A 14,108-nucleotide genomic window follows, 5' to 3' on the forward strand; every position below is an offset into this window, starting at 1 on the left:
TTTGGTGCTGATAGGGCCGATCTGCTCCGGCAAGTCCACGATTGCGGAGCGCCTCTCCGACCGTTTGTCACTGCGCAACATCCCGCTCGATCTCGTACGTTGGGGATACTATTACCAGATCGGCTATGACCGGCGGGAAGAGTGGCGGCGTGTCAAGGCAATGGGCTGGCGTGCACGTTTCGACTACTGGAAACCGTTCGAGGCGTATGCGGTGGAGCAGGTGCTTCTCGACTATCCGGATACGATCATCGACTTCGGCGCAGGTCACTCGGTCTATGAGGACGACGTGCTTCTGGCGCGCGTCCAGACCGCGGTCAAGCGCGCTTCACATGTCGTTTATCTGCTGCCCTCGCCAGATATCGAGCGCTCGCTGGACATCTTATGCGCTAGGGCTGAGGTACCGGAAGACGAAAGGGCGGATTTTGTCGCATTAAACCGGCCGTTCCTGGAGCACCCGTCAAACGCGTCACTGGCGACGGCAACGTTCTACACCGATGGCTACAGTGTCGATGAGACCTGTGAGCAGATTGCCCGCATACTCGACAGCCAAGCGCCGCCGGTGAGTTAATCGCTTGCACCTATCGAACCGGGACATCACAAGTTATACAGGCAGAGCCGACATGCGTCCTGTACCTGGCTCGGCCTTCAGGGCGAATGCTGTCTTGCCGGGCTCGCGCTCGACGCTCGGCAGATCGAATTCGTATATCGAATAGGCTTTCGCCTTCAGCCAGGCGGATCTCGGTTTAGCTGTCCTACCGCTTTTGGCCTCATCGCTTGGTGCATTTGCATCGCCTTGGTCCCATCAATGCGATGGCATAAGGGGCGAACAATACTGGGAACCCAAAAGCGGGTTTCGCACTCATGGCCTGGCGGCTTGGGCGAATAACCGTGCCGCTCAGAAGGTTTTGTGGGGGCCTGAACTCGCGTATTCCTCTAGGAGCCGCACAATCGCCTCCGCGCCGTTGGTCCATTCGATGCGCTTGCACCTTTCCGCCATGATATGCTGTTCCCTCCGATCAAGCAGCCGTGCAATCGAAGTTTCGAGGCCGGTGAGATGATCGGCAAAGCGTAGCGATAACGCCAAGCCCAGCCGCTCCGCCCATCGTGCCCGATTCAACTGCTGGTCCATCTCGTCGGCTTCGTTTGGAATGAAGAGCGTGGGAATGCAACCGAGGATGTTCTCGTGAAAGGTGTTGTAGCCAGGGGCGCAGACCGCCGCATCGAACGCGCGGCTGTGGCGGAAGGCCGGAAACATGGCGAGCAGCCGGTGCCGCGGGCTGCTCGGGATTTCGGTGCCGCGCGTCGAGTGCACCGGTGATCGCAGGTCAAGAACAACCACATCAGGGTTGCGCAACAGCGTCGCGATTGCCTCTTTGCGGACCGGTTCCATGTCGAAATTGGTGCCGGAACCTAGCTGAAGCGCGACGACAATCGCGTTGTCTGGCAACGCCAGGTCCTTTCGCGCTTGTTCGCGAGTCAACCGCTCTTCGGGCGCAAGCATAAGGACCGGTGGGACGCGGTGAACTTGGTGCTGAAATTCCTTGGTGGGACCCTCATCCAGTTCATCCGCCAGTTCGCCCGGCTCGACAATGGTATGGAATCGGTCTGACAAGGCAAGGAACTCGCGGTGCATTTCGCGCCACATTGCTCTGCGCATCCACATTGAATATATCTCCGGGTGGCGAGCCATGGTCTCGACCACCCCCCCGAAAACTGCTGTAGCGTCATAGATGAGAGCCGCCGGCGGCGCGTGACGGGCGAGCAACTCCAACTCGAGTTCGAGCTGCGGATTCCAATCCTCGGATTCGGTCCCGAGGGCATAGTGATGCGGCATGAATAGTGTGGGATAGCCGCATTGTGAGGCCAGTCCGGCGGCATAGGACATGGTAACGAAAAGCGGTCGCCATTGGGAACCCATACGTCGCGCGATAGCCAGCTGTCGCGTCAGGTGACCAAGTCCGACCCCGTTAGACGACAGAAAGCAGATGGCGCGCTTTTCCGTCATCGTATCGATCCTCCAGAGTCATGCGAAACGTCTTGGAGAAGCCGCCTCGCCGCGATTCGCGACGGTTTCATGCTTGTGTGGTCAGCCATGTATCGAAACGTCTCGGTCCGTTCGCGCGATCCTCGCGTGATCCTCAATGAAGCGGGCTATGTCGTCCGCCCCGTTCCGCCATTCCAGCTTGAGACACCGCGCCGCCATTGTCGCGCGTTCGGACGCGTCGAGTAATTGCTCGACAAGATCGTCCACCCGCGGGAGATCAAACTTTCCGCGCAACAGCAGGGCCATGCCGGACAGTTGCGCCCAGCGTGCCCGGCTCAGTTGCAGATCCATCTCGACGGCCTCGTTGGGAATAAAGAGCGAAGGGACAAGGCCAAGAATGTTCTCGTGAAAGGTGTTGTAGCCGGCAGCCGCGACGGCCGCATCGAACGCCCGGCTGTAGCGAAACGACGGGAAAAGCTCAACGATGCGGTGACGCGGATCGCGCGGCGGATCTGGCGCGAAATCTGCACGGATCGGCGATCGCAGATCGAGGACAATGGTGTCGGGCCTCGCCAGAACAGCTGCGATCACGGCTTCCCGGATCGGCCGCATGTCAAAATTTGAGCCTGACCCTAACTGTAGCGCGACCACTGTCGCATCGTTTGGAATGCTGAGGAACTGCCGTGCTGCCGCGCGTTCAAGTCGCTCGTCTGGCGCCAACAACAGCACCGGTGGGACAACGTAGGCCCACTCCTTCATCTCCCGCGTCGGGCCGTGGTCGAACTCGTCTGCGAGTTCGCCGGGCTCGATTACGGCATCAAAGCTGCGCGCATGCTCTAGAAACCCGCGATGGCTTTCAGGCCACATCGGCCGGCGCACCCAGACCGAGTACATGTTCGGATGGGTTGCTAGGGCTGACACCACGCCGTCGAATACGGCTGATGCATCGTATGCGAAGACGCGCGGCCGTAGATGAATGAATAGGTCAAAGAGCTCCTCGGCCAGCACAGGGTTCCAGTCGTGCAGGTCAGCGCCGATACCATTATGATGGTGCAAGAAATGCGCATGATAACCAGCATCCGTCGCGAGCTTCATGGCATAGGACATGGTTGCAAAGACGGGCTTCAGGTCCTGAGCCAGCCGTTGGGCTATTGCCATCTGCTGAGCCAAATGGCCGATACCGATGCCGTTGGTGGAAGCAAACAGTACGGAACGCACGGGCAAGGCTCGCATGAGGCCAACCTGGCGCTCCGGACTCGGTCCTTTAGCCGGAACGCCGAACAACTTCTTTAGCCTTTGTGCAAACAGCTCGGAACGATGATAGTCCGCTGCGAAGTTTCGCGCCTTTTCGGACTGTTCGGCATAAAGCGATGGATCGTCGACGAAACGGGCGATGACCTCCTTGACTTCTCGCGGCCCTGAATAGACTGCCGCGTCACCGAACAAGTCAAGAAAATGGGCGGGAAGAATCGCAACGAGCCCGACTGCCAGCGCTTCGAGAATGGCCCGGCCAAATGCCTCCGACCAAGCGTCGCTGTGGAAGTAGACATAGAAATCGAGTCCGCGCAGGAACTCGGCGACGCCGTCCGATGAAAAAGGCAGGACATCCCAATTTCGCGGCAATGTGCCATACAGTTCCTCAAGGAACGGGCCGCCGCCTAGCACACGAATCTGGTAGGCAAAGCCATCTGGTGGATAGGCTGCGAAAGCGTCCGCCACGTCGTCCGGCCATTTCTTTTTGTCCGGACGAGCGTGACGCCCAATGACTATGGGCGCTGACAGGGCGCGGAGCGGGCGCGGTGACCAATCGCCCATATCGATCAAATTCGTCCAGTCCTGCTCGATGACGGTCGCGCCCTTCGGTAGGTGAAGTGGCAGCGAGTGTCGCACGACCTGGCTTACTGGCGCGAGCATGACGTCGGCATCGAAAGCTGCGCGGCAGTTTGCGACGACCCGTTCCAGATCGTATTGAATCCTGCCGGCGCGGTCGAGCATTGGATGGTGCAGCACGACAGCCAGTTTCCGTGTAGCGATGTACAGACGACTGGTGAAACGGTTGGTGACAATCGTAGGATGGTGAAGCAGAACAAGATTGGCTTCGACCTTCACCTCAGGGTCGATGCGAACCACCGCTCCGCGGTCGATCAATGACCGAATGTCCGGGTGCATCGGAAAAGGGTGAGCGAGCAGAGGACCTTTGACCGCCAGGAGCCCGGCTTTCATGCCGGCGCGCGCAGCCTCCCGGATTTCCAAAGCCAGCGCAGTCGAAGCGCCACCCTCGAAGCGCACGTCCGCGATGAAGATGACGTCCAGCTTCATCGTAAGCAAACCTATGTCTGCATGGGGATGCCATTGGGCGCGGCCGCAAGAAACGCGTCGATGTTCGTGCCGTAGGACAGGATTAGCCTTGGCTTCCACTTTGCCAGAAGCAACCCCCAGCGCTCGCGCAGATACGACTGCCAAGGCATGTCGGCGACATGGACGCGCTGTTCGATGAGGGGAGGCATATATTCAAATGCAACGGCTTGTTCCCTGAATGCGGTAAAGTCGCAGTCGTCAGTCAAGAAGACGAGCTTGTCGGTCTTAGCGAATTTCTTCTTAGTCACATCGATAATCTCGGGGACAAGTTTTGCGTCGACACCAATAACGACAATCAGCACAGTATTGATAAAACCTTTTGAACGATAGATATAAGGTTCGTCGTCAGTCAGTGGCTTGTCTCTCAACCGGGAGAACTGGCGTAGCATCCAGAAGAGTTTTGACACGGCTGACCTCGCAATGGCTTGCTTAGCGACTGTCCGCTGAATTAGCGTACCAACGTGCACCTCGGAATGTCAAACGCTAGACGTGTCATGATATCTTGACTGCCAACATGATATACGGTCATCTGTCATGAATAGTGACAGGTGGATATCTCGGTGTGTTTCGCGCCGTGTGAAGCGCTCCCGACCGTTGAGATGAGAGCGGCACCGATGGCAAGATTTTTAATAACGAAGCTCGCTTCCGCTGCGGCCTTGGTCTCAACCTCGTTCATGCTTAGCAGCTGCCAGACCTCTGGTGGCAGACCGGTCGTCTGCGACCCCGGGTATGCGGCTCGAAACGGTCGCTGCTATAAGGCGACCGCCTTGAAGTCGCAGGACTCCAACAGTGGCAGCTCATCCTATTGAAGTATGCGGACAGCCGCTTCCAGGAGCGCTAAGGAGGCCCCAGCGCGCGTTGCGTTAGGCCCTTGGTCCCGAGCAGGCTGAGCGTCTGCTATCTTCGTAGCGAACCCAGAAGCTGCCAGTCTGCTTACGGCCCATTTCAGTCATCCCGATCGCAGGCGAGTTGAGCCTGGCGTTTTGGCGATCGGCTTTGCGCTGCATTGTGGGACAGGGAAGGGCGCGTGTCTTGTCTTGAACGACGTCCTCGCCGGACAACTGCCACATTTGCTATCATCCGTTGCCCCCACGTTGGGCGGACCAAAATGAAACTCGCGAATTTCCGTTTTCATGTGGAAATTAGATCCAATCGTGATCCGGTCGTGATCCACAATGACCGTGGGGTGTCGAGCGGATCGCTGTCACAACCAAGATGGATAATATAGTCATATTTATCAGATGCTTATTGGATCAAGATGGGAGGATGGAGCCGCAGCCGCTTAGCGTTTGCAAAGGATCGATCCTGCATCATCCACGAATTTCGCGCGACAGAGGATGTCCGGCGCCGGCCAGCGCTGTTGTGTCGGCTTATTGGACATCGGAGGACTGCTGCTCACCGTCTGCGCGCCTGGTCCCGGGAGGCACTGCCCGGTTCTGGCCGCTACGGTGGCGGAATGGTCGGTAATTTCCGAGCTTGGTGCGTGAAGAGTATTTGCCGTCCACGAGGCCAAGCGGCTTCTGGTCGCCTGCCCCGGGCAGCGCTTCGGCAGGTTCAGGAGCGATCGTCGGCGGCGTGGCGGTCGGCTCGGAAATGAGTATTGAGGCTGGGACTGCTGCCGCTCCACCGATCAGGGCCTGACGCCTCTGCGCCACGGCCTCAGCCGCTGCCCTTATCGGATCGTCCTCGGTGTGGACGTAGCGCAAGAACATCGTGACGGTCTTATGGGCGGTCAGCGCCATGCCGACCTTCACCGGCACGCCGGAATTGGCGATGTCGGTTGCCGAGCGGTGCCGGATGCCGTGCGTGCCGATGTGCGGCAGGCCGGCCCGCTCAAGGATGCGCTTCCATCCGTGATAGTAGGTGTGCTTCGACATCGGGAGGTTTGGATCGAAGATTGACGGGCAGACGAAGGGCGAGGCCTCGAAGCGTGGGGCCGTCCCGAACGGCCGGACCGCCTCCGCGCTCATCGGCTTGGACATAACGCCGGTCTTGCTATCGGGCCATTCGATGCGCCGGTTGTCGAGATCGACCCAAGCCCATTCGAGCTGCCGGATTTCCGACATGCGCGCGGCGAACTCGAATTGGAGCCGGACTGCGAGGAGGATGAAGGGATGCTCCAAGCCCTCGGCTTCCGCCTTGTCGAGGTAGGCGTAGAGCCGCTTCAGTTCCGTATCGGTGATCAGCCTTGTCTTTCCCCGTTCCGGGAACTTGGGAACATGTCGGCATGGGTTCGACCCGTCGGGCCGCATTCCCCAGACCTCCGCCATGTTGAACATCTTTCGGACGACCGCGAGGACGCGGTTCGCATTTGTCGGGGCCCTCGACATCTTCTTCATGAGGTTCGCGATGTCGGCCTGCGTAACGTCCGGCACCTTTATCTGGCCGAGGTGTGGGACGATGTAGAGCTTCCCGTACCCTCGGTTGGATTTGACGGTCGAGGGCTTGTTTCGGCTTTCCGAGTAGTCGTCGATAAACCGGTTGAAGAGTTCCTCGACTGTCAATGCCTTTCGAGTGGCGGAGCGTTCGGCGCTCGGGTCCTTGCCCTTGCGGACGTCGGCAAGCCAGTTCTGGGCAATCGTTCGAGCCTGCTCCACGGTGATTTCGCCGAAGCGGCCGATGGCGGGGTTTCGCCGCTGGCCGTTGGCGGCGACGTAGGCCACCATGAATATCTTGCGTCCGGTCGGGGTGACCTTCAGCAAGAACCCCGGTATGATGGTGTCGCGAAGTTCGTAGGGTTCCTGATCGGCCGTTGCAGCGTCGACGATCGTCTTGGTGAGCTTGATTTTGGGCATTCCTAACCTCCATTAAAGTCGATTTCAGGTGCAGAATAGGTGCAGCCAGAAATCAAACCGTGGCGTGTATCCGGTTAGGTATGGATGATTGGACGAGCCGAAAAAGCTAGTGTCTACAATCGGTTATCGTACAATTGGATACCGCCGGATAAAGTTAGGATAGGGCATATCCGGCCTCTCAAAATCGAGTTCCGCAAGGAGTGCTGGTTCGATTCCGGCTAGGGGCACCACCCTTCGCTCTTCGAGCTTCGGGTGGCAAAGCCATTCGAAGCTCGTTAGACGAAGGAGTGTCCTCCGAAGCCTTGGCGAAGGAGGACTGTTGACAGTTCGATTCAGTGCAGTCGAAGGGGCACCAATTTTACCGCCGCTACCGCATATTCCCCGTATGGCCCTGCGAATAGCGCCCCGGCTGCGGCCAGACCGTCAGGCCATGCGGCTCTGCTCCAACCCGAAACTTGGTGACGGCGCCCGATGTCGTGTCGATCATGTAGGCGGCACTGTCGAAGCGGCCGGACAGCCATAGTTGTTTGCCGTCGGCGCTGACATTGCCCATGTCGGGGCTGCCGCCGCCGGGGATCGGCCATTGCGCGACGACCGCGCGGGTGGCGAAGTCGATTACCGTTACGCTGCCCGGTCCCTTTGCCTTGCCCTGCTCCATTTTGTGCGAGCCGCGATTCGAGACATAGAGCCGCTTGCCGTCGCGGCTGACGACGAAGCCATGGGCGCCGATGCCGGTCGGGATAAAGCCGATCTCCTTGAAACTGTCGCCGTCGACCAGGAAGACACCGTCATTCATCATGTCGGCGACGTAGAACACCTTGCCGTCGGGCGAGAGCCGGATGTCCTGAGGCATCCCCATTTTCGAGAAGTCGAGATGGCCAAGCACCTTCTGGTTCTTCAGGTCGATCTTGGTCAGTCCGCCATTGCCGTATTCGCAGGTGAAGATCGCATAGGCGCCGTCGGCCGAGAAATCGGCGTGGTTGATGCCGGGGCAGTTGGGCGTCGGCAGGCTCGATTTCAGCGCCATGGTTTGAGGATCGCGGAAATCGAGCCGCTCCAGGGCTTCGTCGACGACGATGGCCGCGCTGCCATCCGGCATGAAATACAAATTGTAGGGATCTTCCACGGCGATCTGTGGGCCGGGCTTGCCGGTCATCGGATCGATCGGCGTCAGGCTGCCGTTCTTGCCGGTGCCATTGTTGGCGACCCATAGCGTCTTCAGGTCCCAGGAGGGCACGACGTGCTGCGGTTTGCTGCCGACGGAGAACCTGTCGACTTCCTTGAGCGTCATGATGTCGATCACCGTGACGCTGTTGGAGGAGCGGTTCGGCACATAGACCCGCGGCAATGCACCCAGCGTAGCCGGGCCAAGATGGCCGGCGCCGGTGTGCCTGTAGATGTTGACGGGCGGCGCGGGCTCGCTGCAATCCTCGGGACAGCTATCGGCCCAGGACCGGACAGGCAGCAGCGCAAGCAGCAGCAAGGCCGCACGGGTACTGGTGTGACGCAAGAAGGTTCTGATCATCAGGATGGCTTGTCGTGAATGCCGGCCGAAAATTGCCGTCGGGGACCCATAGCTTGGGTTTTGCAGTTGATCCAGCGCCTTTTCGTCAGGCTCCCACACGGTTACGCGGCCGCCCGCATGGAATTGCGCATTCGACGCGCGCCCMATTCGTCGATGGTCAGCCGCAGCGTCGGGTCCTCGAGATATTCGATGCCGGCAAGGCGGTCTTCGGCGATCGCTGGCCACTGTGCACCAGCACCTATCTCGGTGTCGAATGCCTGGGGCTTCCCGAATGGCTGGTCGAGATCGACGCGCTGGTCGCGCTGCCGGCGTGAGACCGGGTGGGCAATGCGGTCAGGACGCCTTGCGCGTCACCGCGGGATCGCCGTCATTGGCCGCGCTAAGCTCGCCGGTTCCCAACAGGTCCAGTCCGTCGAATGCCCGTTCGAGATCGGCGCTCTCATCCGCTGACAGTCCGCCGGGCCAGTCCTGGCGCGTCAGCGTTTCCAGCCGGTCGCGAAGCTCGCGGTTCTCATCGCGGCAACGGGCGTGCGCGAGCTCGTCGGTCATGCCGCGTAAGTGAAGATCGGCGAGTTGGACCTTCACCGCGGCACACTCCTTGCGCGCCGCGTCGCGCTCCTCGCGTAACTTCGCACTCTCGGCTTTCAGGCGCCTGTGCTCGGCTGCTTCCCCGCCACGTTCCCCGAAATGGTTCGGTGGTGCGCGGAACACGGCTTGATCGACAGACAGAGCGGTGGCGCGACGCTGGAGCGCGCGCAACTCTGCCTCGAACTCCGCGGCCCGCTCCTGCGCGGCGGCGGCGCTATCGTAGAGGGCGCTGCGCTCTCGTTCGGCTGTGGACAGCCGCGCGTGCAGGTCATGCTGCGTCGCCTGCTGCCGTGACAGTTTGCCGGTCAGTTGCTCGTTCAGGAGCTGATAGTCGGCGGCCTTGGAATGAAGCCGCATGGCGGCCTGTTCCAGGCTGGCGAGCCGCGACGCGACTTCCTCGCGCGCCTGCTCGGCGGCCTGCCTGGCCATGATCTCGTCGCGAAGCTGCTCCGAGATCTGCGCCAGGGTCCGTTCCAGACGCTCGACCTCGACATTCGCCTTGAGGAACCGCGCTTCGCGCTGATTGGTTTGCCTGTCGGCCTCCGCAATGGCCTGCCGGGTCCTGCTCAGTCCACCCTCCAGGTCGCCAATGGTTGCGCTCGCGATCGATAGCTCGCGTGATTTTCGCTCGAGCTCTTTCGACGCCTGATCGTGCAAATGTTCGAGCCTGGCCACCTCCTCCTGCAATTCCCACTTTTCGGCATCGAGAGCGTCGGCATGGCGCTTCTGCGCATCGAGCCTGGAAAAATGGTCCTGCACGCGGGACCATGCGCGACGCGACGATTCCAGCCCTTCCGCAACGCTTTTCAAATGGGCCGCCAGGTCGTCGCCGGTACGCTCAATCGACTGATGGTTGGGCGACTGATGGTTGGGCAAGGAGGAGGAGACACGCCTGGTCTGAGTTGAGACTGTCTGGACCGAGCCAGGGGAAGCAGCCGGCGTGTCCTGCTGGGACAATCTGGTCGCCGGCTTGTCTTCGGGGAGAGGCGATGGCTGATGCGTGCTGGCTCGAATGCTTCGGATCAGTTCTTCGAACGGGTCAGCGTCGCTTTTTCGGACAACGGCGCCGTCCTCTGCACTGATGTGCCGGGCGCTGTTGGCCTCATGATTGAGCGACATCTTCCTCTCATCGCTACCGAATCACTGAAGTATTGCGGATCAGCAACAAGATTGCGAGCAAGTTTTTTGCGGTATTCACTGAAAATTTCTGCAAGAAATATCGATTTTTATGCACAGTGGCTGATATTTTCGCTCACTTTTTGAGTATCCGAAGTAAAGTTCCGGTTGCCTCCATCTATTGTCCAAGTCCTGCAGCGGAAATATGCAGTTCTCCCGGCATTGCGCCTTGGCTGGCTCAGCGCCGCCCCAGCAGGCTCTTCATGCGGTTGCGCAGAAGGCGGGCCATGTTGCGGGTCTCGCGGTAAAGATGCAGCTGCGAGGCGGCCTGGCGGGCGAGGCGATCGGCATCCGGCGTCAGCCCGATCACCAGCGAGCCCATCGGTTTGCGCTCGCTCCACAGCCGGCTCATTACCGGATGGTCGGGCACGGCGCAGGAATCGGTCATCATGACGTTCGGGTCATCGAGATGCTGGTTGGTCACCTCGATCATCAACAGCGTGCCTGGCGAATAGGTCGCCAGCGTCTCGTCATAGGCGGTCTTCCAGGTGTAGGCGACGCCGGCCTCGACGAAGACGACCAGGCAGGCGATGGTGCGGCCGTCCAGCGTCAGCGAATGGATGCGGCACATATCGTGTTCGGCCAGCCGGTGCACGGCCTCGCGGGCGAAGGCGGCGCGGTAGCGGTCGATGGCCATGGCGGTGCGCTCGCGGCCCTTCCAGCCGGCGGCTTCCAGCGTCAGGAAATTTTCGATGGCGTGGCGGATCTCGTCCGGACCGCGCGCCATGACATGTTCCAGCCGGCCGAGATCGCCCAGGCGCCGCTTCAGGCGGCGGAATTCGCGGTAGTGATGCGCGCGCAGCGATGCCTTCAGATAGGCCTCGCCGTCGAGCGCACTTTCGAGCACCGGCCGGTCCGCCTTGCCGGTGGTAACCATTGTCAGGCCGCGCGTCTCGGCAACGGTGGCAAGCACGCTGGCCACAGGGCCGTCGAGCCTCATGTCGGGCAGCACGAAGACCTTCGGCAACTTCAGATGCGGCCGCGACAGCATGCCGAAAAAATCCTCGATGACGCCGATGGGATCGTCGCGGTCGACCAGCGGCGTGCCGATCGGGCCGAACGGGCTCGACCAGGCACGCATCACCGGAACGCCGAGCGGCACCGCCGGCCGCTCGACCGAGAACGGCACCAGCAGGCGAAGCCGGTTGCGGTATTCGTCGCCGTCGCGGATCACCGCCAGCTTGACCTCGCGGTCTTCCAGCCGGGGCATTGCAGGGGCCAGGAAGCGCGGGTTGAAGAAAACGTTGGGCTCGATCGTGCGGACGCAGAGATAGTCGAGTTCCTCGACCAGATCGAAACCGGCCGAGGCCGGATAGATCGCCAGCTTGCGCAGCGGCCGGTTGTTGGCGAGGACCTCGAGATGCGCCGGATCGGTGTCGCGGGCCAGGCCGGCAAGGCCCGACACCATGGCGCCGGCCGGACCGCCGCTGGTTTCCTCGATCAGTGGGATGGCGGCCATCAGGCGGCTCCCTTGGCTGCGGGAACGAAGATCAGCATGACGATACCAAGCTTGCGCCACACGGTGAAGGACAGTGCGCTCGCCTCAAAGACCATGGCAAGGCTGGTGGCGATCGCAGCGCCCCACAGGCCGAAGAGCGGGATCAGCACTATGTTGAGGCCGATGTTGAAGGCCAGCGTCATGGCGTAGACGGCGGCGCAGATGTTCTGGTTGCCGCTCATCGTCAAAAGGCTTTCGCAAGGGCCGACGGCGGCGCGCGCCACCACGCCGAACACCAGCAGAAACAGCAGCGGATAGCCGGCGGTGAATTCGGGGCCGAACAGCACCAGCATCGGCTCGCCCAGCGCCAGCACCAAGAGCGCCATCAGCAGCGACGGCCAGAATGTCCACGACACGGTCTCGCGGGCAAAGGCGGCGAGCTTTTCCGGCTCGCCATGGGTGAACTGCGCGTAGCGCTGGGCAACGCCGGCCTTGACCGAGAAATAGACGAAATGCACCAGTGCCAGCGTCTTGACGGTGGCGAAATAGACGGCGACGTCGTTGGGCTGGAGATAGGCGCCGACCATCAGCACGTCGGCGTTGGTGAGCAGGAAGAAGAAGCTCTCGACCAGGAAGATCGGCAGCGAGACGATGAACCACTCGCCGAAATGCACCTTCATCGGCCCGGCGGGGATATTCTTGCCCATGCGCGAGGTGACGCCGATGAGCTGGGCGAGCGTGGTGGCGTAGGTGGCGGCGATCGAGGCGAAGATCGCGGTCCGGGCGTCGGGCGCGTAGCCCATTGCCAGCATCAGTGCCATCAGCGCCAGGATCAGCACCGGCCGCACCAGATAGGTCGGCGACAGCGCAAACAAAGCCCAGGAATTGGCGCGCGACTGGCCTTGCAGCAGGTCGCCCATGGCAATCATCGGCAGGCAGAACAGGCCAAGGATGAAGGGGATGACATAGTAGCTCTCGATCCAGTCCGCGCACAGCCAGACGCCAAGAGCGCCAAGTCCGGCGATTGCGGTTGAGGCAATCAGCACGAACAGGCGGCTGGCAACGACGATGCCGCGCAGTTCGGCCAGCATGTTGCGTTCGCGGTATTCGGGGATGAAGCGGATGACCGAGGTGTGGAAACCGAGGCAGGCGAGGTTGCCGACGATGACCATCGTCACCCAGACGAGGACGAAAATGCCGTATTCGAACGAGCCCATCCAGCGCGCCATCAGCACCTGGCTGATGAAAGCGATGACGGCGCTGACAATGCGGATGGCAAAGGCGATCAGCGACATGCGGCCGGCCTCGCCGCGCTCGTCGGCGGTGAACAGCACCGCATCGATGCGGCCAAGCAGCGGCCCCATGCGCAGCGCCAAGCGCTGCGGCAAGAACCGCCCGGCCGTCGTCGCCGCGGAAAAGCGCACCCCGATGTCTCTCCGTTCCCCGCCTCTTTCCAAGGTTTCGGTGTATCCGAAACACCTTAAGAAAGGGTGGGCAGGTGCGGGTGCGCGGAGCGGCCAAGGACAGCCGCGTGTGCAAGGTACGTCAGTCGTATGCCGGTGGCAGAACGAAAAGGCGAGCGACAAAATCTGCTGGCTTGGACTGACTTCCAGTTTATGCTCGATTCGCGTCTTGATGCGGAACAAAGCTATTCATGCTCTTGCGCGGCCTGGGGGAGAAATGACGGAAAAGACTGTCGCCGATGCGGTATCCGCATATGGCGCTTCACTGAAACCAAAGCTTTCAAACCCTGCGATCGGCGGAGCGCCGGAAGATCAACTTCGTGGACCGCTCGAAAAGCTGGTCCACGAACTTGCGGGATTGGCGAAGCACGCAACCGGGTCGGTCCAACTCGTTGGGGAGACGAGCCTCGCTGACATCAAGACGCGGCCTGACTTCGCCGTCACAGTAAACAACGCGCTTGTCGGTTTCATCGAGGTCAAGCAGCCTGGAAAGGGTGCAGACCCTCGCCATTTCAGTGATGCTCATGACAAAGACCAGTGGAACAAGCTAAAATCGTTGCCCAACCTGCTCTACACCGATGGCAATGCGTTCAGCCTTTGGCAAGATGGGGTCCTGCAGGGCAAAGTAGTCTCGCTAGGAGCCTGTCCCCGTATTTGGGTGTGGAATGAGCGGTCGGCGGCGGGCTGCGCCTAGACAGCTGGATTACGGCGTGATTCTTTGGGGCATGAGCAAGACGTTTCGCCCCTGGCTGATCGATCAGCCGCAGCTGTTTCCGGCCTC

Annotated in this window: 12 protein-coding genes; 4 read left to right on the forward strand and 8 right to left on the reverse strand. The window is 60.8% G+C overall.

The features are described 5' to 3' along the window. Position 1: 1 nt before the first annotated feature. Positions 2-568 (forward strand): shikimate kinase, encoded by a 567-nt coding sequence (locus AC1DYO_RS11775; protein ID WP_477263289.1) that lies wholly within the window; start codon positions 2-4, stop codon positions 566-568. Between the two features lie 327 nt (positions 569-895). On the opposite strand, the gene AC1DYO_RS11780 is transcribed toward AC1DYO_RS11775, so the two are convergent. The 5 genes from AC1DYO_RS11780 to AC1DYO_RS11800 form a co-directional block, all read right to left on the reverse strand. Further along, entirely contained in the window at positions 896-2,005 is a 1,110-nt protein-coding gene (locus AC1DYO_RS11780) for a hypothetical protein (RefSeq protein ID WP_477263291.1), read from the reverse strand. 81 nt (positions 2,006-2,086) lie between these two features. Further along, on the reverse strand, positions 2,087-4,303 hold the full coding sequence (locus AC1DYO_RS11785) for a glycosyltransferase (protein WP_477263293.1): 2,217 nt from the start codon (positions 4,301-4,303) through the stop codon (positions 2,087-2,089). An 11-nt stretch (positions 4,304-4,314) separates the two neighbouring features. Further along, entirely contained in the window at positions 4,315-4,749 is a 435-nt protein-coding gene (locus AC1DYO_RS11790; RefSeq protein ID WP_477263295.1) for a hypothetical protein, read from the reverse strand. A 963-nt stretch (positions 4,750-5,712) separates the two neighbouring features. Next, a complete protein-coding gene (locus AC1DYO_RS11795) occupies positions 5,713-7,137 on the reverse strand; it encodes a tyrosine-type recombinase/integrase (RefSeq protein ID WP_477263297.1) in 1,425 nt (474 codons plus the stop codon). Between the two features lie 367 nt (positions 7,138-7,504). After that, positions 7,505-8,662: a YncE family protein gene (locus AC1DYO_RS11800; RefSeq protein WP_477263299.1), complete on the reverse strand. Its 1,158-nt coding sequence runs from the start codon at positions 8,660-8,662 to the stop codon at positions 7,505-7,507. 53 nt (positions 8,663-8,715) lie between these two features. On the opposite strand from AC1DYO_RS11800, the gene AC1DYO_RS11805 reads away from it, so the two are divergent. Beyond that, positions 8,716-8,976, forward strand: coding sequence for a hypothetical protein (locus AC1DYO_RS11805; protein ID WP_477263301.1), 261 nt, complete (start codon positions 8,716-8,718; stop codon positions 8,974-8,976). A gap of 19 nt (positions 8,977-8,995) precedes the next feature. Here the strand turns inward: AC1DYO_RS11805 and AC1DYO_RS11810 are convergent, their stop codons facing one another. Further along, complete coding sequence (locus tag AC1DYO_RS11810; protein ID WP_477263303.1) at positions 8,996-10,126, reverse strand: hypothetical protein; 1,131 nt, start codon at positions 10,124-10,126, stop codon at positions 8,996-8,998. 120 nt (positions 10,127-10,246) lie between these two features. Between AC1DYO_RS11810 and AC1DYO_RS11815 the strand changes: the two genes are divergently transcribed. Beyond that, the gene (locus tag AC1DYO_RS11815) at positions 10,247-10,513 is read left to right on the forward strand and encodes a hypothetical protein (RefSeq protein ID WP_477263305.1); all 267 of its coding nucleotides are present in this window, start codon (positions 10,247-10,249) and stop codon (positions 10,511-10,513) included. A 91-nt stretch (positions 10,514-10,604) separates the two neighbouring features. Here AC1DYO_RS11815 and AC1DYO_RS11820 read toward each other — a convergent pair whose 3' ends face one another. Then, complete coding sequence (locus tag AC1DYO_RS11820) at positions 10,605-11,885, reverse strand: GNAT family N-acetyltransferase (protein WP_181062011.1); 1,281 nt, start codon at positions 11,883-11,885, stop codon at positions 10,605-10,607. Further along, positions 11,885-13,288: a lipopolysaccharide biosynthesis protein gene (locus AC1DYO_RS11825; RefSeq protein ID WP_477263307.1), complete on the reverse strand. Its 1,404-nt coding sequence runs from the start codon at positions 13,286-13,288 to the stop codon at positions 11,885-11,887. The genes AC1DYO_RS11820 and AC1DYO_RS11825 overlap by 1 nt, the downstream gene beginning before the upstream one ends. Before the next feature lie 256 nt (positions 13,289-13,544). Here AC1DYO_RS11825 and AC1DYO_RS11830 point away from each other — a divergent pair, with 256 nt between their 5' ends. Continuing rightward, complete coding sequence (locus tag AC1DYO_RS11830; protein ID WP_477263309.1) at positions 13,545-14,021, forward strand: hypothetical protein; 477 nt, start codon at positions 13,545-13,547, stop codon at positions 14,019-14,021. Positions 14,022-14,108: the final 87 nt, after the last annotated feature.

It is taken from the genome of Mesorhizobium sp. P2_F5, from assembly GCF_056403715.1.